This is a genomic window from Paraburkholderia sp. GAS348, from assembly GCF_050434205.1.
GTDB lineage: Bacteria > Pseudomonadota > Gammaproteobacteria > Burkholderiales > Burkholderiaceae > Paraburkholderia.
Map to the genome: position 1 here is coordinate 528,496 of NZ_JBNPVT010000003.1, position 19,067 is coordinate 547,562.

Annotated in this window: 24 protein-coding genes; 17 read left to right on the top strand and 7 right to left on the bottom strand. The window is 60.6% G+C overall.

Going from position 1 to position 19,067, the window contains the following annotated elements:
- The first annotated feature begins 165 nt into the window (after window positions 1-165).
- The 3 genes from P3T22_RS07840 (at window position 166) to pgm (ending at window position 3,182) form a co-directional block, all read left to right on the top strand.
- Window positions 166-444, top strand: a complete 279-nt coding sequence (locus P3T22_RS07840) for a DUF3309 domain-containing protein (protein WP_429324676.1) — start codon at window positions 166-168, stop codon at window positions 442-444.
- Window positions 445-499: 55 nt separating this feature from the next.
- Window positions 500-1,219, top strand: coding sequence for a Crp/Fnr family transcriptional regulator (locus tag P3T22_RS07845; protein ID WP_063499443.1), 720 nt, complete (start codon window positions 500-502; stop codon window positions 1,217-1,219).
- 289 nt (window positions 1,220-1,508) lie between these two features.
- Window positions 1,509-3,182 carry a phosphoglucomutase (alpha-D-glucose-1,6-bisphosphate-dependent) gene (gene pgm, locus P3T22_RS07850; RefSeq protein ID WP_429324677.1) on the top strand — a complete coding sequence of 558 codons (1,674 nt, stop codon included), beginning with the start codon at window positions 1,509-1,511 and terminating at the stop codon, window positions 3,180-3,182.
- A gap of 67 nt (window positions 3,183-3,249) precedes the next feature.
- Here the strand turns inward: pgm and P3T22_RS07855 are convergent, their stop codons facing one another.
- Together P3T22_RS07855 and P3T22_RS07860 are read right to left on the bottom strand one after the other, a co-directional pair.
- On the bottom strand, window positions 3,250-3,405 hold the full coding sequence (locus tag P3T22_RS07855; protein ID WP_181448435.1) for a hypothetical protein: 156 nt from the start codon (window positions 3,403-3,405) through the stop codon (window positions 3,250-3,252).
- Between the two features lie 62 nt (window positions 3,406-3,467).
- Window positions 3,468-3,599, bottom strand: a complete 132-nt coding sequence (locus P3T22_RS07860; protein WP_407947689.1) for an entericidin A/B family lipoprotein — start codon at window positions 3,597-3,599, stop codon at window positions 3,468-3,470.
- 514 nt (window positions 3,600-4,113) lie between these two features.
- Between P3T22_RS07860 and P3T22_RS07865 the strand changes: the two genes are divergently transcribed.
- Both P3T22_RS07865 and P3T22_RS07870 read left to right on the top strand, forming a co-directional pair.
- The gene (locus P3T22_RS07865; protein ID WP_063499441.1) at window positions 4,114-4,701 is read left to right on the top strand and encodes a BPSL1445 family SYLF domain-containing lipoprotein; all 588 of its coding nucleotides are present in this window, start codon (window positions 4,114-4,116) and stop codon (window positions 4,699-4,701) included.
- Window positions 4,702-4,764: 63 nt separating this feature from the next.
- Window positions 4,765-4,911: a DUF3096 domain-containing protein gene (locus P3T22_RS07870; RefSeq protein ID WP_074288095.1), complete on the top strand. Its 147-nt coding sequence runs from the start codon at window positions 4,765-4,767 to the stop codon at window positions 4,909-4,911.
- A 41-nt stretch (window positions 4,912-4,952) separates the two neighbouring features.
- Here the strand turns inward: P3T22_RS07870 and P3T22_RS07875 are convergent, their stop codons facing one another.
- Entirely contained in the window at window positions 4,953-5,672 is a 720-nt protein-coding gene (locus tag P3T22_RS07875; protein ID WP_063499440.1) for a Crp/Fnr family transcriptional regulator, read from the bottom strand.
- Window positions 5,673-6,369: 697 nt separating this feature from the next.
- Between P3T22_RS07875 and acs the strand changes: the two genes are divergently transcribed.
- The 3 genes from acs to P3T22_RS07890 all read left to right on the top strand — a co-directional run bounded on the left by acs (window position 6,370) and on the right by P3T22_RS07890 (window position 10,103).
- Window positions 6,370-8,343: an acetate--CoA ligase gene (gene acs / locus P3T22_RS07880; RefSeq protein WP_063499439.1), complete on the top strand. Its 1,974-nt coding sequence runs from the start codon at window positions 6,370-6,372 to the stop codon at window positions 8,341-8,343.
- 55 nt (window positions 8,344-8,398) lie between these two features.
- Window positions 8,399-8,998 carry an acetate uptake transporter gene (locus P3T22_RS07885; protein WP_063499438.1) on the top strand — a complete coding sequence of 200 codons (600 nt, stop codon included), beginning with the start codon at window positions 8,399-8,401 and terminating at the stop codon, window positions 8,996-8,998.
- 67 nt (window positions 8,999-9,065) lie between these two features.
- Window positions 9,066-10,103, top strand: coding sequence for a zinc-dependent alcohol dehydrogenase family protein (locus P3T22_RS07890; RefSeq protein WP_429324678.1), 1,038 nt, complete (start codon window positions 9,066-9,068; stop codon window positions 10,101-10,103).
- A gap of 29 nt (window positions 10,104-10,132) precedes the next feature.
- Here the strand turns inward: P3T22_RS07890 and P3T22_RS07895 are convergent, their stop codons facing one another.
- A complete protein-coding gene (locus tag P3T22_RS07895) occupies window positions 10,133-10,657 on the bottom strand; it encodes a universal stress protein (RefSeq protein ID WP_063499436.1) in 525 nt (174 codons plus the stop codon).
- 391 nt (window positions 10,658-11,048) lie between these two features.
- On the opposite strand from P3T22_RS07895, the gene P3T22_RS07900 reads away from it, so the two are divergent.
- Genes P3T22_RS07900 through P3T22_RS07915 form a run of 4 tightly spaced genes read left to right on the top strand, consistent with a single transcriptional unit; the run spans window position 11,049 to window position 15,367 of the window.
- A complete protein-coding gene (locus tag P3T22_RS07900; RefSeq protein WP_063499435.1) occupies window positions 11,049-12,434 on the top strand; it encodes a glutamate decarboxylase in 1,386 nt (461 codons plus the stop codon).
- A gap of 27 nt (window positions 12,435-12,461) precedes the next feature.
- Window positions 12,462-13,982 (top strand): amino acid permease, encoded by a 1,521-nt coding sequence (locus tag P3T22_RS07905; protein WP_063499434.1) that lies wholly within the window; start codon window positions 12,462-12,464, stop codon window positions 13,980-13,982.
- 33 nt (window positions 13,983-14,015) lie between these two features.
- Window positions 14,016-15,059: a DnaJ C-terminal domain-containing protein gene (locus P3T22_RS07910; RefSeq protein ID WP_063499433.1), complete on the top strand. Its 1,044-nt coding sequence runs from the start codon at window positions 14,016-14,018 to the stop codon at window positions 15,057-15,059.
- The gene (locus P3T22_RS07915; protein WP_063499432.1) at window positions 15,056-15,367 is read left to right on the top strand and encodes a chaperone modulator CbpM; all 312 of its coding nucleotides are present in this window, start codon (window positions 15,056-15,058) and stop codon (window positions 15,365-15,367) included. The genes P3T22_RS07910 and P3T22_RS07915 overlap by 4 nt, the downstream gene beginning before the upstream one ends.
- A 10-nt stretch (window positions 15,368-15,377) precedes the next feature.
- Here the strand turns inward: P3T22_RS07915 and P3T22_RS07920 are convergent, their stop codons facing one another.
- The 3 genes from P3T22_RS07920 to P3T22_RS07930 all read right to left on the bottom strand — a co-directional run bounded on the left by P3T22_RS07920 (window position 15,378) and on the right by P3T22_RS07930 (window position 16,415).
- Window positions 15,378-15,656 (bottom strand): hypothetical protein, encoded by a 279-nt coding sequence (locus P3T22_RS07920; RefSeq protein WP_429324679.1) that lies wholly within the window; start codon window positions 15,654-15,656, stop codon window positions 15,378-15,380.
- Window positions 15,653-16,099, bottom strand: a complete 447-nt coding sequence (locus tag P3T22_RS07925) for a hypothetical protein (protein ID WP_429324680.1) — start codon at window positions 16,097-16,099, stop codon at window positions 15,653-15,655. Before P3T22_RS07925 ends, P3T22_RS07920 begins: the two co-directional genes overlap by 4 nt.
- Before the next feature lie 139 nt (window positions 16,100-16,238).
- Window positions 16,239-16,415, bottom strand: coding sequence for a CsbD family protein (locus P3T22_RS07930; RefSeq protein ID WP_063499429.1), 177 nt, complete (start codon window positions 16,413-16,415; stop codon window positions 16,239-16,241).
- Window positions 16,416-16,889: 474 nt separating this feature from the next.
- Between P3T22_RS07930 and P3T22_RS07935 the strand changes: the two genes are divergently transcribed.
- The 5 genes from P3T22_RS07935 to P3T22_RS07955 all read left to right on the top strand — a co-directional run.
- Window positions 16,890-17,237 carry a Spy/CpxP family protein refolding chaperone gene (locus P3T22_RS07935; protein WP_429324681.1) on the top strand — a complete coding sequence of 116 codons (348 nt, stop codon included), beginning with the start codon at window positions 16,890-16,892 and terminating at the stop codon, window positions 17,235-17,237.
- A gap of 71 nt (window positions 17,238-17,308) precedes the next feature.
- The gene (locus P3T22_RS07940; RefSeq protein WP_429324682.1) at window positions 17,309-17,719 is read left to right on the top strand and encodes a hypothetical protein; all 411 of its coding nucleotides are present in this window, start codon (window positions 17,309-17,311) and stop codon (window positions 17,717-17,719) included.
- 70 nt (window positions 17,720-17,789) lie between these two features.
- Entirely contained in the window at window positions 17,790-17,963 is a 174-nt protein-coding gene (locus P3T22_RS07945; RefSeq protein ID WP_429324683.1) for a hypothetical protein, read from the top strand.
- A 323-nt stretch (window positions 17,964-18,286) separates the two neighbouring features.
- A complete protein-coding gene (locus P3T22_RS07950) occupies window positions 18,287-18,505 on the top strand; it encodes a hypothetical protein (protein WP_063499427.1) in 219 nt (72 codons plus the stop codon).
- 468 nt (window positions 18,506-18,973) lie between these two features.
- Window positions 18,974-19,067 (top strand): P-II family nitrogen regulator (locus P3T22_RS07955; RefSeq protein ID WP_429324700.1); only part of this gene is annotated, 94 nt, incomplete at its 3' end.

Sequence of the window (19,067 nt, forward strand, 5' to 3'; positions counted from 1 at the left end):
CGTTCGAGTGGTATATCGGCGAAGTGCGGAAAAAGTTGAGTTGTTCGCGTTTCCCGAGTTATTCGCGCTTCCAGTACAGGCGATAGCGGAAGAACGATTAGGCGGCGGGCTTGCCTACGAATCGCGTGCCTGTGGCGTCATCAACATGACGGCGGCGGGCCGGGTGTGGTTGAGCCAGCACGCCGCGACACAGGGAGACTTGAAATTTCATTAGGATTACTTTTTCTTATCGTTTTGGTTCCGCTGCTCGTCGGCGCTTTTCCGTCATGGCGCTACAGCAATGGATGGGGCTACGGTCCGAGCTGGAAGGCCGTGGGGTACCCCTGGGCCAGTGCCGCCTATAATTTCATGGTGGGGCTGGGGGCTGCTGCGCGCCACCGCGCAGGGTCACGCAATAAGCCGCTCCAAACGGTAGTACAACTGCGCCTGCGCCCATCTTGTTAGTCGCAATCTTACGAATACGACGCCGCTTCTTTCGGGATTTCGGGGAGTGTCTCTCATGTCGAGCATCAATCAACCTCACGACAATCATCTGCTTGCGGTGTTGCCTGAAGCAGAGTGGGTCCGCATCGGACCGCATGTGGTGCAAGTGGATATGCCGTTGGGACAGGTGGTCTATGAATCGGGTGACCGCCTCGACCATGTCTATTTCCCATCCACCGCGATCGTTTCGCTGCTGTATGTGATGGAAGACGGCGCGTCCGGCGAGATTGCGATCGTCGGCAATGAGGGGGTGGTCGGCATTGCCCTCTTCATGGGCGGCGACACCACGCCAAGCCGGGCGGTCGTGCAGAGCGCGGGAAAGGCGTACCGGCTGGAGGCCCGTATTCTTAAGGAGGAGTTTCATCGCGCCGGCCCAATGCAGCGACTGCTGTTGCGCTATACCCAGGCGCTGATCACCCAGATGGCGCAGACCGCGGTGTGCAACCGGCATCATTCGATCGACCAGCAGTTGTGCCGTTGGCTGCTGCTGAGCATCGACCGCCTGCCGTCCAACGAGTTGAAGATGACCCAGGAACTGATTGCCAACATGCTTGGGGTGCGCCGGCCCGGCGTCACCGAAGCGGCGATGAAGTTACAGGACGCCGGCATGATCCGTTACAGCTACGGCCACATCGAAGTGCTGGATCGACCGGGGCTCGAAAAGCGCGTGTGTGAATGCTACAGGGTGGTGAAACGGGAATTCGACCGCCTGCTGCCGGACTTGAGAGCGCTATAGACAACCCGTGATGTGCGCGGGAGCGCCGCGCAACCTCGTTCAAAACGGCTGTCGATGCGACCGGCGGCCCGCTGCACGCGATGACCTGACGGAGCGTCAATCTTCGCCGCAAGCGCCGGATTGATCTCCGCAGGTTGTCGTTGCTCACACCGTCTGCTCAACTAAAAATCATTGCCCGATACCGTACAGACATCTGCCTGTCGCGAGAGAGAAAGTCGTGCTCAGAAAGATAGATGCGGGCGAACCTGGGTGTCGCCATCATGAGTCTCGACTACCAAAGGATATCGCGATGAACATCAATCCTCTCGCTGGAAAACCGGCACATCATGAGATGCTGGTCAACGTCCCCCGGCTGGTCACGTCGTATTACACAGAAAGGCCCGACCCCGCGATTCCGGCGCAGCGGGTCGCATTCGGCACCTCCGGGCATCGCGGCTCGGCTTTCGCTCGCAGCTTCAATGAGTGGCATGTGCTCGCCATCACGCAGGCGATCTGCTGTTATCGGCGGCAGGCGGGTATCGACGGCCCGCTGTTTATCGGCGTCGACACGCATGCATTGTCTGAACCCGCTTACGCGAGTGCGCTCGAGGTGCTGGCCGCCAACGGCGTTGAGGTCATGATCGCGCAAAACGGTGAATACACGCCCACGCCGGCGGTGTCGCACGCCATCGTCGCGTACAACCGCGGCTGCACTGCGGGACTGGCGGACGGCATCGTGGTGACGCCGTCACACAATCCACCGGAAAGCGGCGGTTTCAAATACAACCCACCGAGTGGCGGGCCGGCTGACGAAATCGTGACCGGCTGGATCGAAGCGGCAGCGAACGGATTGCTCGAAAGCAAGCTGGACGGCGTGCTGCGGATGTGCTTATCGAAGGCGCTGCGCGCCACGACGACGCACCGGCATGACTTCCTCAACGCCTACGTTGGCGATCTCGTCAGCGTCATCGATATGGATGTGGTGCGTGGCGCGCCGATCGTCCTGGGAGTCGACCCGCTTGGCGGCGCGGGTGTGCACTACTGGGGGCCGATTGCCGAGCGATATGGCCTGAATCTGAGCGTGGTCAACGACGACGTCGATCCAACTTTCCGCTTCATGAGTGTCGACTGGGATGGGCGGATTCGCATGGATCCATCGTCGCCTTATGCGATGCAAACGCTGATCGACCAGAAGGATCGCTTCGATGTGGCCTTTGCGTGCGACACCGATCACGATCGCCATGGCATCGTTACGCGGCGCGCCGGGCTGCTGCCACCGAATCACTATCTCACGGTCCTCGTCGATTATCTGTATTCTCATCGCCCCCGGTGGCGCGCCCATGCGGCGGTGGGCAAAACCATTGTCAGCAGCCAGATGATCGATCGCGTGAGCGAGAGGCTCGGTCGTACGCTATACGAAGTGCCGGTCGGATTCAAATGGTTTGTCGACGGCCTGCTCGACGGCTCGCTCGGCTTCGGCGGGGAGGAGAGCGCGGGCGCCAGTTGTCTGCGGCTCGATGGCACGGCGTGGACGACCGACAAGGATGGCATCGTATCGGCGTTGCTGTCGGCCGAGATCACGACGCGAATTGGCCGCGATCCCGCTGAAATCTACCGGGATCTGACCCAGAGGATGGGCGAGCCGGTTGAACGTCGAGTGCAAGCCGTGGCAACGGCCCAGCAGCGCGCGCTGCTGGCGCGGCTCTCGCCGGCGCAGTTTCCCCACACCGAACTGGCCGGCGAACAGATCGAACAGGTGCTCGACCGTGCTCCAGGCAATCGCGCCGCCATCGGCGGCATCAAGGTGATCACGAAGAACGGTTGGTTCGCTGCACGTCCGTCAGGAACCGAAGATATCTACAAGATCTATGCGGAGAGCTTCCTGGGTGAAGATCACCTGACGCGCATCGTTGAGGAAGCCCAGGCGATGGTGGATGGCACGCTTGAGGAACATGCGCTTGCCCATGATTGCGCTCAGCCGTAAAGATCGGCCGCCGGTAATCTGTCTGCGCCTGATTTCGCGCCGCGCGAAAGCGATGAACGCGGCACGCCTAGTAATGATCGTGAGCCTCGTGATATTCGCCACCGCCGTGGTAGCCGCCACCGCCGTGGTAGTCGCCGCCGCCGACCGGGACGAGGATGCAGGCGCTCAGGCCGGCAATCAGCGACAGCGCAATCAGCATCCATGCACGTGTTTGGTTCTTCATCTCCATTCCCCTTTGGGTGCAATTTTTTCTTGAACATCCGCAACACCGATAGCGGGCGCCGTTTACTTGGCGTCCTCAGCGGTGTTGTGGATGGCCTGACCGCCTTTTGATATGTCCTGGCCCGCGCCCGCAACAGTGTTGCAGCCCGCGAGAAGAGCGGTACCGGCGATCATAAACAGAACGATGAGTCGCATCATGGTGTCCTCCTGCGAAACGTTCGTGTTGCCGGCAGCGGTTGCGAGCCGGATACTTTTCCATTGAGACTGGAGCGGGAGGAACAAGCTGATTCCCGGTGCCGCTTGCGGTGCATAGACAAGAGCGAATTCGATCGAATAATTCAGTAATGCCACCATTCCAGATCGACGTCTGTCCGATGGCGGACGTTTGCATGCAAGGTAGTGAGACGCTGCCCGTAGAGGCACGACATCGCCCGGACGCGGCGGAGTCTGGTACAGGATCGTACCGACATGTCCGGCGGCTGCGCACATCCTGACGTCGATCTCTCGTGATTGGTATGACGAGGCGCTCAAGATGCACGAAGTACTTGCGGTTCCATAGAAAGTGGGCCAACGTTTTTCGAACTTCACTGGCTTCTTTCTCGAACGGCTTGCTTTGCCTGCCGTGGTGGCAGTTTGTACGCTGACGTACCGCTTCCGGAGTCGATCGAGCGTAGTGTCAGCGTCACTATCAGCAGAAGTGGAGGCCATGATGCTACGAAGAAAATTTCTATTCACGACACCCGGTTCGATCCTCGTGATCGGGCTTGCGGTATCGGGTTGCACGACGACGAGTCCGTCCGACGCCAGCAGCACACAGATGGGCAAGCGTCGCAGCATCGACGCGGGTGTGGACTCGACCTTGGGGCGTCTCTACAACGCCGCAAATGGATCGCGCGAACTGGTTGCGAAGGCCCGCGGGGTGCTGGTGTTCCCGTCGGTCATCGATGCCGGCTTCGTCATAGGCGGCCAGTATGGCGAGGGCTCGCTGCGGGTCGGCGGGCGTACCGTCGGGTACTACAGCACAGCAACGGGTTCGATCGGCTGGCAAGCCGGCGCGCAGTCGAAGGCGATCGTCTTTCTGTTCATGACGGAAGAATCGTTGGCGAAATTCCGTAACAGCGATGGCTGGTCGGCGGGCGGCGATGCGTCGGTGGCATTGCTGAAGATCGGAGCGAACGGCAACGTCGATACGGGTACGGCAACTGGTCAGGTGGACGCGTTCGTGCTGACCAACAGTGGGCTAATGGCAGGCGCGACGCTCGACGGCACGAAGGTCAGCCGGCTCAAAACCCTGTAACGTGGGTGGGTCGAAGCTCGCATACGGCGCGTGCCGCGTGCGAGTGAGCGAGGAGGGAAAATCATGCATATGCTCACGAGTGCAGGTCCACTAGTTTCGTTGATCGCCGGCATCCTGATTCTTGTGGTGCCACGTCTGTTGAACTACATCGTGGCAATCTATCTGATTGTGATCGGACTGCTGGGGCTTTTCGGAAGCCACATTCACTGAACGCGCGTTTTCCACCTGGGAGACGACGCGGCGAACCCACTCTAGATTGCACGCAGATCGGGCAACAGCCGGTCGAATTCCCTTCTGACTACGCCGTAGCATTCGCAGACACGCTTTTCCAGCCCGGGCCTATCCAGTACCTCGATATGACCATAGCTATAGCGGATCAACCCTGCGTCCTGCAGCTTCGTGGCCGCCTCGGTCACGCCGGGGCGGCGCACGCCGAGCATATTGGCAATCAGTTCCTGAGTCATCTTCAACTGGTTGGACGGCAATCTATCAATGCTTAGGAGCAGCCAGCGGCACAACTGTTGATCGATCGAGTGGTGCCGGTTGCAGACGGCGGTTTGTGCCATCTGGGTGATCAGCGCCTGGGTGTAGCGAAGCAGCAGCCGCTGAACGGGACCGGCACGATGAAACTCCTCCTTCAGGATACGCGCGTCCAGCCGGTAGGCGTGCCCTGCGCTTTGCACGACGGCGCGGCTGGGCGTGGTTTCTCCACCCATAAAGAGGGCGATACCGACGAGCCCTTCGTTACCGACAATCGCTATCTCGGCGGACGCGCCATCTTCCATGACGTACAGCAGCGAGATGATGGCGGTAGTGGGGAAATAGACATGATCGAGGCGGTCGCCGGATTCGTAGACGACCTCTCCCAGCGGCATATCGACCGGCACGAGATGCGGCTCGATGCGCTTCCACTCCGCTTCCGGCAGGACCGATAGCAGGTGATTCTCTTTGGGATGATGCGATTTTGACATCGCCACTCCTCGACATTCTGTTGAAAAACGGCGTCGTCTTCAAACAATTACGCTGAAAAATCGACTGTTGAGGCCAGACTTCAACTGAGGTGCGACGTGAAGCTGGCTGAACGGTGTTGTCGTGCCTCTGCGGAACGACCTCAAGGTGAGGCGAGCCGGGCGGCTCTTACCCCATTATACGGCGCGCTACCACGGTGCGCGGAGGTGGCGAAACCTGTTTCAGTACGGTGTCGTACCGGGCCAGTCCCGAATGCCTGTGCGGCGCGAGAATTTCCCGAGGGCCGCGTAGCCGTGGTCAAAAGCCGATGAAACAACGAGCAGACGCGGATTTCTCGCGCCGGTACGCCACCGTACCGACTTCCGGCCACTGCGCGCGCACCGTCAAAACAAGCCCTCGTGTTTCTCAATCACAGCGATCGAAACAGTTTCGTGTGACAGGGCGTCCCTGACCGAATTGCGTGCCATCCCCATTGCGCCTGGCGCCGGCGCCGCGAGAACGATCTGGGCATGCGGGTCGGTTTGTCACGCCCGGCGCAGCGGGGCTCGCGGTAATCGCGCTGCGCACAATATCCGATTTCCGGACAGTCATGTGCGTGTTCAAGTTGCTCTTTTCACGCCCGCGCGCCGCGTTGCGGTGGCGTGGCGACTAACCGGGAAGCACCATCAAGCACGCATGAAAGCGTGCAAGGGACATAAAATGTCAACCAGCGATTCGATTCTGGAGGAGCCGCAAGCCTTCCTTCCTCACGCCAGCGTGGCGGCTTATGCCGCGATCTCCGGCATGGATGCCTACCGCGCGTTGGTCGCCGAGGCTGAACGCGATTACGCGGGATTCTGGGCGCGGCGCGCGCGAGAGATTCTGCATTGGAAAACGCCGTTCTCTTCGGTTCTCGACGAATCTCGCGCGCCGTTCTATGAATGGTTCAACGACGGCACCCTCAATGCGTCCTACAACTGCCTCGATCGCCACGTCGAAGCCGGCAACGGTGACCATGTTGCCGTGATTTTCGAGGCCGACGACGGCACCGTCACGCACGTCACATACCGTCAGATGCTCGAGCGCGTGAGCCGGTTTGCTAACGCATTGCGAACCCGTGGCGTGAAGAAGGGCGACCGCGTGGTGATCTACATGCCGATGTCGATCGAGGGCATTGTGGCGATGCAGGCCTGCGCGCGGATTGGCGCAACGCATTCCGTCGTGTTTGGCGGCTTCTCCTCGAAGTCGCTCAATGAGCGGGTTGTCAACGTGGGCGCGATCGCGTTGGTCACCTGCGATGAACAGATGCGTGGCGGCAAAGCGCTTCCGTTGAAGAGCATCGCGGACGAAGCCCTCGCGATGGGCGGCTGTGAAGCGGTGAAAAGCGTCATCGTCTATCGGCGCACGGGCGGCAAGGTCGCGTGGCACGAAGGACGCGACCTGTGGATGCACGAGCTCACGCAAGCCGCAGCAGACACGTGCGAGCCGGAATGGGTTGGCGCTGAACATCCGCTCTTCATTCTCTATACGTCCGGTTCGACAGGTGTGCCGAAGGGTGTGCAGCACAGCACGGGCGGCTTCCTGATGTGGGCAGCGCAGACCATGAAGTGGACTTTCGACGCGAAGCGCAGCGACGTTTTCTGGTGTACCGCCGACATCGGCTGGATTACCGGCCACAGCTATATCGCGTACGGTCCGACAGCGATCGGCGCGACTCAGGTCGTGTTCGAAGGCGTGCCGACCTATCCGAATGCCGGCCGCTTCTGGGAGATGATCGCGAAACACCGCGTGACGGTGTTTTATACCGCGCCGACCGCGATCCGTTCGCTCATCAAGCTTGCCGAATCCGATCCCAAAGTTCATCCGGACCGTTACGACCTGTCGACGTTGCGTCTGCTCGGCACAGTCGGCGAGCCGATCAACCCGGCCGCGTGGACGTGGTTCTACGAACACGTCGGCCATAGCCATTGCCCTGTCATCGACACCTGGTGGCAAACGGAAACGGGTGGCCACATGATCGCGCCGATGCCGGGCGCCACACCTTTGGTACCGGGATCGTGCACGCTGCCGCTGCCTGGCATCATGGCCGCGGTCGTCGATGAAACCGGGCAGGACGTGCCGAACGGGCAGGGCGGCATTCTCGTCGTCAAACGTCCATGGCCGTCGATGCTGCGCGGCGTCTGGGGCGATCCGGAGCGCTATAAGAAGAGTTACTTCCCTGAAGAGCTTGGCGGCAAGCTGTACCTCGCCGGCGACGGTGCGGTGCGTGACGAGGACACCGGCTACTTCACGATTACGGGTCGCATCGACGATGTGCTCAACGTATCGGGCCACCGGCTCGGCACGATGGAGATCGAGTCGGCACTCGTAGCGAACCCGCTGGTGGCGGAAGCCGCGGTCGTCGGCCGTGCCGACGAGACGACTGGCGAAGTCGTCGTCGCGTTCGTGGTGTTGAAGGGCGAGCGGCCCACCGGCGACGTGGCGATCAAAATCGCGACCGAATTGCGCAATTGGGTCGGCAAGGAGATCGGGCCGATCGCGAAGCCCAAAGAAATCCGCTTCGGCGAGAATCTGCCGAAAACACGCTCGGGCAAGATCATGCGCCGCTTGCTGCGTTCGCTGGCCGCCGGCGAAGAAATTACCCAGGACGTATCCACGCTGGAAAATCCGGCGATTCTCGATCAGCTCGGGTGATGGTTCGCGAAGACCGCGAGATCGCCGGAACGCTTTTTATCTTCAGGAGCAGGCCATGGCCAGCGCACCGATCCGAACCACACTAGCGAACCCCGCGCCACTGGGTCTCGCCGGCTTTGCATTGACGACGTGGCTGCTCAGCATGATCAACGCCGGCTGGTTTTCGGGCGAGTCGATGGGCCTCGTGCTCGCCTGTGCGCTCGCCTACGGCGGGACCGCGCAGGCCATCGCCGGCATCATGGAGTTGCCGCGCGGCAATACCTTCGGCGCGACGGCCTTTTTGAGCTATGGCGCGTTCTGGTGGTCGTTTGCGCTATTCGTACTCTTTCTGCATGACAAGGTGCCGGCCGCATTCGTCGGCTGGTATCTGTTCCTTTGGGGCGTTTTTACGTTCTATATGTGGCTGGCCACCTTTCGCTCGCCTCGGGCGCTGCAGTTCATTTTTCTGGCGCTCTGGATCACCTTCGGCCTGCTGGCTGGAGGAGAGTGGACAGGTTCAGGTCTGGTGCGGATGGCAGGCGGCTATATGGGGCTCCTCACGGCGGCGCTTGCGTTCTATCTGTCTGCAGCCGACGTGATCAACGAGGTGCACGGGCGGGTGGTTCTGCCGGTCGGCGATCCACGGGTACTTAGCCGGCACGCTGTGGCGCTCTGATCGTCCAGAGGGAACAAATTTGCGTCCCTGCGTACGGGTCGATCCGATGCAACCGGAGTTACCGGCAATGAAAGCACTCGTTTATCTTGGTCCTGGCAAGAAGGCTGTTGAAGAACGGCCCAAACCAGAGATCGAGGCGTCCACCGACGCCATCGTCAAGATCAGCAAGACGACAATTTGCGGCACAGACCTGCATATTCTCAAGGGCGACGTCGCGACCTGTCAGCCCGGCCGCGTGCTCGGCCATGAAGGTACCGGCGTAATCGAGCAGGTCGGCGCAGGCGTCACGGCGTTCAAGCCAGGTGAACGAGTCCTGATTTCGTGCATCAGCGCATGCGGAAAGTGCATGTACTGCCGCAAACTCATGTATTCCCATTGCGTCAGCGGCGGCTGGATTCTTGGCAACAGGATCGACGGCACGCAGGCCGAGTTCGTGCGGATTCCGCACGCGGATACCAGTCTTTACCGGATTCCCGACGATACCGACGAAGAGGCGCTCGTGATGCTGAGCGATATCCTGCCGACGGGCTTCGAGTGCGGTGTGCTCAACGGGAAGGTGCAGCCCGGTAGTAGCGTGGCGATTGTCGGCAGCGGGCCGATCGGACTCGCGGCATTGCTCACGGCCCGTTTCTATTCTCCCGCCGAAATCATCATGGTCGATCTGGACGATAACCGGCTAGAGACCGCAAAGCGCTTCGGTGCGACCGCGGTGATCAACAACGCGGATGGCAATGCGGCGAAGGCGATCATGAAACTCACCTCCGGGCGGGGCGTCGATACCGCCATCGAAGCGGTCGGCATACCTGTCACTTTCGAATTGTGCGAGGCGATCATCGCGCCGGGCGGGACGATTGCAAACGTCGGCGTGCATGGCGTGAAGGTGGATCTGCATCTGGAACACCTTTGGAACCGGAATATCACGATCACCACGCGGCTGGTCGATACCGTGAGCACGCCTATGCTGCTGGACACGTTGCGCTCCCGCAGGCTTGACCCCACGCTTCTGATTACCCATCGCTTCAGGCTCGATCAGATTCTCGATGCCTACGAGGCCTTCGAGCATGCTGCAGACACGCACTCGCTGAAAGTGATCATCGCGGCATAGCCGATTGCCGCGACGGTACTGTTGCCGCTCTAACGCGGCATCTCATACATTGCAGCGGCAACGTCGGCGTGGCCCGGTTTGGCTGACTCTACGTGCGTGGTTTGCGTCTGCCTGCTCGGCACCAGCAACACTGGACAGCAGGCACTGCGCACCACGCGCTCGGCGACGCTGCCGAGAAACAGACGCTTGAAGCCACGCCGGCCGTGCGTGCCGAGTACCAGCAGGTCCGCATTGAATTCGTCGGCCGTGATGCGGATGCGCTCTGAAATATCCTCGCCTATCGGCGCGACGTCCACCATCCGCGGCGTGCCGGCCACGTTTTCATGTTTCATCCGTGCCAGTGCGTCCGCCAGCAAGCGCTGGCCTTCTTCCACGAAGGCGTCACGCAGGATCGTCGGATCGTAGCCGGAGGCGTCGTATGCCATCAACGGGTTGTCGACGACATAGAGCGGCTGCAACTGCGCGTCATTTTCGCGTGCGAGTTGCAGCGCGCTGTCGAACGCATGTTCAGACGTCTCGCTGCCGTCGATCGCTACCAGAATGCGTTTATACATGTCGGCCTCGAAGAGTTCGTTCGGACGGCGAGCGCCGTCGCGGGATTGGAATGCGTGCGCTCAGAGCGCCGCAGCCTGAACCTTGCCGTCGACGATGTCCTTGCCGAACGGTTTATTCCGCTGGGCTCGGCCCGGATATCGACGGCGTAACAGACGATCGGAAGCAGCGCAGTGAATAGCACTACCTTGCGCTCAATAGCAATGTAATGCAATGCAATGAACAGATCGCCTGGGATCCCGCAGCGCGGTACGGCACCGTACCGACTTCGACCGGTCCTGCGCGCACCGTGGATATGGAAGCTTTTCCGTCTGCCCCACATCGCCGTTCCATTCGCTCAGGTGTCCGTTTCGCGCACCTGCCGCGCTCATTTCAAGTCAGGAGTGTCACGCCATGACCTTTCTCAAGTCCCCGCCATCCACGCCGGATGCCGTCGCTGACGAATACGCCGCGACAATCTCCGGGTCTTCGCTCCCGAAGTACCGGATTCCGGAGACATCGTCCGACCGCCGCGCCGTATTCGATCTGGTGCGCGACGAATTATTCATGGACGGCAACTCACGGCAGAACGTCGCGACGTTTTGCACCACTTACGCCGACGACGAAGTTCGGCGCCTGATGGATCTGTCGATCGACAAGAACATGATCGACAAGGACGAATATCCGCAAACCGCCGAGATCGAAATGCGCTGCGTGCATATGCTCGCCGATCTGTGGCATGCCACGAAGTCGTGGAAGACCACCGGTTGCTCGACGACGGGTTCGAGCGAGGCCTGCATGCTCGGTGGTCTCGCGCTCAAGTGGCAGTGGAAAAAGCGCAGGCAAGCGCAAGGCAAGCCGACCGACAAGCCGAACTTCGTCTGCGGACCGGTGCAGGTGTGCTGGGCGAAATTCGCCCGGTACTTCGACGTCGAGATGCGTCAGGTGCCACTCAGCGGCGACGCGACCGGACTGCGGCCGGAAGATCTGGCCCAGTATTGCGACGAGAACACGATCGGCGTCGTTGCCACGCTTGGTATCACGTTCACCTGCGTCTATGAACCGGTGAAGGCGCTGGCGGGGGCGCTCGACGCCTTGCAAGCCAATGTCGGACTCGATATCCCGATTCACGTCGATGCCGCCAGCGGCGGCTTCGTCGCACCGTTCATTCAGCCGGACCTCGAATGGGACTTCAGCGTGCCGCGCGTCAAATCGATCAATGCGTCGGGCCATAAATACGGGCTCGCGCCGCTCGGGGTCGGCTGGGTCGTCTGGCGCAGCACTCAGGAACTGCCAGACGAACTGATCTTCCGGGTCGATTATCTCGGGGGCGACATGCCGACGTTTGCACTGAATTTCTCGCGACCGGCGGGACAGATCATCGCGCAGTACTACATGCTGCTGCGCCTGGGCCGTGAAGGCTATCGACATATCCAGCAGGAATGCGCCGACACCGCGCAAGCTTTGGCGGACGGTCTGGCGAAGATCGACGCACTGGAGATGATCTACGACGGGCGCGGCGCGTTACCGGCTGTTTGCTACAAGCTGAAGCGTCCAGAAACAGCAGGCTTCACGCTATTCGATCTGTCCGATCAGGTGCGCATGCGCGGTTGGCAGATCGCCTCGTACGAGTTGCCTGCCGGCCGCGAGGACACCATCGTGCAGCGCGTATTGATCCGGCGCGGCGTGACTCGCGACATGACCGCGATGCTGCTCGAGGACATCAGGCACGCGGTCGCGCATCTGACGAAAAATCCGGTGCTGCATTCGACCGCCGGCCCTACCTTCCATCACGATTGATGTCGCATCGCGACAGGAGCGCACGAAATGGATAACACCGCTACCACCGCGGCCACGTTGCCGGTCGCAAACACCGCAAAACGCGGTAAGTATCTGAGCGTCACGTCGATCGGTCTGATGACGGCGGCAGCCGTGGTCACAAGCCTGCGTGGGCTTCCTTTGCTGGCGAAGGAAGAGATGACGATGTTCGTCTATCTCGCGTTTACCGTTGTTTTCTATCTGATCCCCGCGTCGCTGATTTCGGCTGAGCTGGGCGGCGCCTTTGCGGACCGGCGCGGGGGTATCTATACGTGGGTCGCGCAAGCGTTCGGCACACGTTGGGGTTTTCTTGCGATCTGGCTGCAATGGATTCAGAACGTCGTCTGGTTTCCGGTCGCGCTGACCTTCGGCGCGGCGGCGCTCGCGTACACGATCGGCCGGCCGGAGCTGGCGAAGAACGGTGTCTACGTCGGGATTTTCTGCATCGTCGCGTACTGGCTCGCGACGTGGGTCGTGCTGCAAGGCGTTGAAGTTTTCGCGAAGATCGCCAACTGGACCTTCGTGATCGGCACCATCGTGCCGGGCATCGTGCTGCTCGCGCTGCTCGGCTACTGGATCAACAGTGGCCACCCGCTCGGCTGGCAACACCTGAACGATGCCGCACTGTCCCAGGATGGCCATGCCCGCTTCTGGCCCGCGATTCACGGCTTCGGCACGATCTCGTTTCTTGCCGGCATCGTGTTGCTGTTTGCCGGTGTAGAGGTGCAAGCAGTTCATGTGATCGACATGCGCAGCCCGAGTCGCGGTTATCCGGCGGCCATCGGACTGGGTGCGCTGATTTCGGTGCTGATCTTCGCACTTGGCGCATTGCCGATCGCGGCAATCTTGCCGTACGAGAAGATCTCGCTGCAATCCGGCGTGTTCGACGCGTTTGGTGCCGTGCTTGCGGACATCTGGCACATGGGCTGGGCTGTGTCGGCGTTGTCGCTGCTGGTCGGCGTCGGTGCAATCAGCGGCGTGCTGGCGTGGCTCGGCAGTCCGTCGCGTGGCTTGCTCGAGACCGCACATGAGGGCGAGTTGCCGCCGATCCTTCAGGCGAAGAATCGCAAGGGCATGCCCACTCATATCCTGCTGGTGCAAGGTCTGATCGTGACCGTCATTTCGTGCTTCTACTTCGTGATCCGGGATGTATCGGTCGCGTTCTTCCTGATCTCCGCGATGACGATTGCGCTTTACCTGATCGCCTACATGTTGATGTATGCCGCGGCGATCCAGTTGCGCTATTCCGCACCTGCTTTGCCACGCCCCTTCACGGTACCCGGTGGTTCAGGCGGTATGTGGTTGACGGCCGGCATTGGCTTTGCCGGGGTGCTGTTCAGTTTCGTCGTGTCGTTCTTCCCGCCGGACCAGTTGCCGGTCGGTTCGCCCTGGCTTTACACGGGGCTGGTTGTCCTCGGCATCGTCGTGTTCGCGGGCATTCCGTTGATCATCCACCACGTGCGCCGCAGCGACTGGGCGACCGTTCATGACGCGCCGCTTGTTCGTCCCGCCGTGATACCGCTGAAATAGGTGCGCGCGCGGCCTCTCTCATAGGTCTTCGATATGAAATACAAAGACTATTACGAAGTGCTGGGATTGCCGCGCAGCGCGACGCAGGACGATATCAGGCGTACGTATCGCAAGCTCGCTCGCAAATATCACCCGGACTTGAGCAAACTCGACGACGCGGAGCCGCGCTTCAAGGAGCTCGGCGAGGCGTACGGCGTCCTCAAAGACACGGAAAAGCGTGCAGCCTACGACCGGATGGGCGACCAGTGGCGCAATGGTCAGGACTTCGAGCCGCCGCCGCAGTGGGACGAGGGCTTCGAATTCAGCGGCGGGGACGACCGCGGAGCCGAGGAGGCACGCTTCAGCGAATTCTTCGAGGCACTTTTTCGCGGTGAACATGCCAATGGTGGCCGTGCGTCGACAAGACGCGCGCGGCACGCTGCCGGCGCCGGTGATGACCGCGCAACTGCGCAAGACATGGAGGATGCCTATGGCGGTGTGCCGCACTCGGCGCGAGGCCAGGACCACCATGCGAAAGTGGTGATCGATCTGGAGGATACCTATCGAGGGGCACAGCGCACGATTTCGCTGGAGACGCCAGTACTCGATGCAAGCGGCCGAGCCGTACTGAAGTCGCGGACGCTTGATGTCTCCATTCCAAAGGGCGTGCACAGCGGGCAGCATCTGCGACTTGCCGGCCAAGGGGGGGCGGGTTTCGGAGAGGGGCGCGCTGGAGACCTGTACCTGGAAATCGCGTTGCGCCAGCACGGACTTTTCAGCGTCGACGGCCGCGATGTGACGATCGTCGTGCCGGTCGCCCCTTGGGAAGCGGCACTTGGCGCGCGCATTACCGTGCCGACGCCCGACGGCGCCGTCGAAATAGCCATACCCAAAGATTCCAGCGCAGGCCGACGCTTACGCCTGAAAGGCAAGGGAATCCCAGCGAGCGGTCCGGCCGGACCATCGGGCGATCTCTATGCGCAATTGAACATCGTTCTGCCGCTGGCTGACAGCGAGCAGGCACGCGCGGCTTACGAGACACTACGAGCGGCATGCGACTTCGACCCGCGCGCGCACTTTTCAGGTGATGCATCATGAACGAATCGCGCACTGCCTGGCTCGAATGCCTGATCGTCGAGGAGCAGGTGGAGTTCACGCTGCTCGAATTGTGCCGGGTGTCCGGCGCTTCTGAAGTCCAGCTCGTTGAATGGATCGAGCAAGGCGCAATTGAGCCGAAATGCGTCAGCGAGGACGATGGCCCGCACTTCGACGGCGTCTCATTGCGCCGCGCCCGCAGGGCTCGGCATCTCGCGCAGGATCTCGAGATCAACGCTGCGGGCATCGCGCTCGTACTCGATCTGCTTGATGAAATCGAAGCCTTGCGAGCGCAGTATCTGAGGCGATAGGGCAGCTCCCTCACACGACCCAGGTGACACCCATTGCCACGACCGTTGCCGCCATCACGCCGGTAGCAACCCAGCCGAGGATACGTAGTACGGGCGGCAGTGTAAACCCGACTACGCTGGTCGACAACCAGCGCGGATAGTGCTCACGCAGATTGCCGGCGATACCGCCTGGATCGTCGTCCGACGCGCCGGTGATGAGGCCGGGGCCCATCACCTGCAGAAGTTTTGGGCGAGTCGGCTGCTTGACCGGTTCGCGATCGACCCATGGCTCAGGCGCGTAGCGCTTCATTGCGCGCTGCAGAAGATGACCGTGAGCAGGACGGGAATGACTTGCCGGACGACAGCGTCACTGCCGGCCGCACGTACGCGCGCTTTCACGTCCTCCGCGGAGCCAACGACTACCGTGCCATACGCAGAGTCCGTAATCGGTTGACCGCTTCCCTGTTTGAACATCGTGTCGCTGTGTTCATACCCGAGAACGGCGTAGACACGAAAGCCGAAAGCCGTCAGGTTGCTATCGTGCGCCGGCCGAAATGCGTTGATCGAGTTCGCTTCGACACGCATCGGCTTCGGATCGATATATTGAGCGGTCAGGAGCGGGGCGATGAATGCGTGTGCACTCGATTTGCAGTCGAGTTGCGCATCGAGCGCGTAGGCGCAGCACAGCACGGGAGTAAGCGCCGTGCCTATTGCGATGATCATGGTGAGTGTTTTGGAGGCGGCGTTGGTCATGATGGTGGTGCAACTGGTTCTATCCCAGCCCACATTCTCACGTCACACCGGGGATGTCTGTGCGGTGGCAGTCAATGCCCTTTACTTAATACCCGTGGCGCCTCCTGATTGACAGCAAAGAGAGCGGCGCATTGGTGGCTTACGAGCGTTTCCTGAGACGCGCCTTGGCATTGCCATACGACGCCTGCGTCTTGCCGATGACCTGCTCGACGCGCCCCCTCCACGTGACCGTCCGGTTGCCGATGGTCTTGCCGAGGCCGGTACGCAATTTACCTGCGATCTCTCTTGTCCATCCTTGTATCTGATCTTTGTTCATCACCTCGCTCCTTGAGCGCTGCTTCGATCAGAACAGTATGGCGGCAATGGGCGAAGCAGTCGGTACGCCACCGTACACCGATCAACTCAGGCGTAGCGGCGCAACTTTCGGGGGAACGCCTGCGGCGCGCCGATGCGACTTTTCGTGGCGCGCCGGCACCAGTTTTCGAGTTGGGTCACGCGCGGCTCCCTCAATTCAGCGGCGCGGTTCCAGCGCGCAAGGGTCCGGCACCGGACAGACGCCACTCGGGAGTCGGCGCACAAATGATCTGTTCGATCGAATTCGCCGCACTGACGGTAATCCCTTCGCGAGTCCGTCGAACTTCTTTGGAGACCAATTATGAGACTCGTTGCCCCACAATTCCAACCGCGAACTGCACCGGCGCTCGCGATAGCGCTTTTTCTCGCGATAGCGGCGTTCGCCCCTCCTGCGAGCGCTGCCTCGCCCACCCAGACTCAACCACGTGCAAGCGTGATGACCGTTGCCACCCATGACCAGGTCGATACGCGCATCAGTGGACTTCACACGAGGCTTCAGATCACCGCGGCGCAAGAAGACCTTTGGCAGAAGGTCGCGCAGGTCATGCGTGACAATGCAGGCACGATGGACTCGCTCAGACAAACGCGAGCCAGTCATGCCAACAGCATGAGCGCTGTCGACGATCTCAAGTCCTATGGCCAGATCGCCGATGCCCATGCGGACGGCATCAAAAAGCTCACATCCGCGTTTCAGGCACTGTACGACAGCATGTCCGACGTTCAGAAGAAGAATGCCGATCTGATTTTCCAGACTGACCATCACCACTCCGCAAAGAAGGGGTGATCTCGAGACACCCGCAACGGGAAGCGGACTGGCACCTCAATAGGGTCCCGGTTCGCAGACAGGAGAACATCATGAAAACCCAAGGAGTGCGAGCCGCATACATGGGCTCGATGAAGACCAGAATCATGACTGCAGTTGGCCTGGCATTGGCCGTTGGCGGCATGTCCATGGCGCCGGCCTTTGGTGAAAGCAACGGCAACGGCAACGACAACCACGAGGGCCAACAGCAGCATGGCGCGAGTAACAACTATCAGCATAACCAGAAGCATCCACAGCAACATGGCACGGATAACGGCTCTCGGCAAAACGAGGGGCATCAGTCGGATCACGGCAACCGGCAGGCTTATCAACATCCCGACAATGACCATCGTCGCGGCGACTACTACGGCAATCAGGACTATGTGTATGCGCCACCTCCCGTGGTCTATGCCCCTGAGTCGGCACCGGGTATAAGCTTGTTTATACCGCTCCAGTTCCGGTAGAACGCAGAACCCGCGCGTTGCTGATATTTCGGGACACCATTGTTCCAAACCCACACGACCGGAGGCCGTCATGCGTATCTACCATCCCGAGCAATATCCGAACAGCGACAAGAGCGAATACAACGTCGACAAAGCCGTCGAGGACACCTTTCCGGCGAGCGATCCACCCTCGATCGGCGGCGTAACAAAAATCAGACCGGCGCCGGATCGCAAGAAATCACATAAAAAACCGTTGAGAAGTTAAGTAAAGACGGATTTTCGATCGGCCGAAGCGACAGTGCGGCGAGAACCGCCGCAGGCAGCGCCAATTGGTTCGGTACTGCGCTCGGTCGGTCATGCTAGGATTTCTCCAGGATACCGACGGAGGCCGACATGTGGACCTGCCGAAACTGCGATGCTCGGTACGACTTCGATCAGGTCGCGCCGGAAGTCGATGACCACGGATTCTTTTTCCTCTGTCCTGCCTGTGACTACAGAAACAAGCTCGTGAGCCTCGGCCGAGACGCGAATGGAAACCTGCAGCTTGTTCAGCGCGACGACGAATAGCGCACTTTTTCGGAGGCGATCATGCAATTCGACTACAAGGGATTCCACATCGACGCGTCGCCTCTTGATGAAGGTGGTCGCTACTACGGTCGCGCAAAGATCTATCGGCGCCCCACGGCCGGTGGCGAAGCCGTCGAGGTGAAGTACTCGGGCGACCTCGGTGACTATCCATCCGACGCTGACGCGTTCGAGGCGGCACAGCGCTGGGCGATCCAGTGGTGCGACAAACACGGTGCTTAGCCAGCGTGGTACGACTCCGCGGCAATGGGAACAGAGATGACCATGGATACGTACATCGACTCAGAGGCAAGCTGAAATACCTGAATTTCCACGCTGCTTTCGCCGAAGTGGCGGATGCCACGAATCTCGGCGTGGGCGCACCCTATTGGGTCGCTTCGACCACTTCAGGCCTAGTTGTGGTGCAAATCAGTTGTGCAAGTATCGACCTGCGATTCAGGTCTGTGTATAGAAAGCCCCCCAACATCTGGTTCGGCTCATCGATTTTCCGTCGGGCGCGTGTCCGATGCTCCCCGCGTGGAACGCCTTCGATTGCTGCCGCACTCGTGCGTATCTCATCTCGCTGTGTTTCCTCTCGATGAGTTTCAGCAAATAACTGGCACGACAGTTGCTCTAGTTGTGCTCGGCTCTATCGGCATAAGGTCGACGTACGAGTCGGCTCTCCGGTTCAGCAATCGAAGAGGGGATTTCATGAAACTCATTACCGCAATCATCAAGCCGTTCAAGCTCGATGAGGCGCGCGAAGCCTTGTCGGCCATCGGCGTCTCAGGGATCACGGTCACCG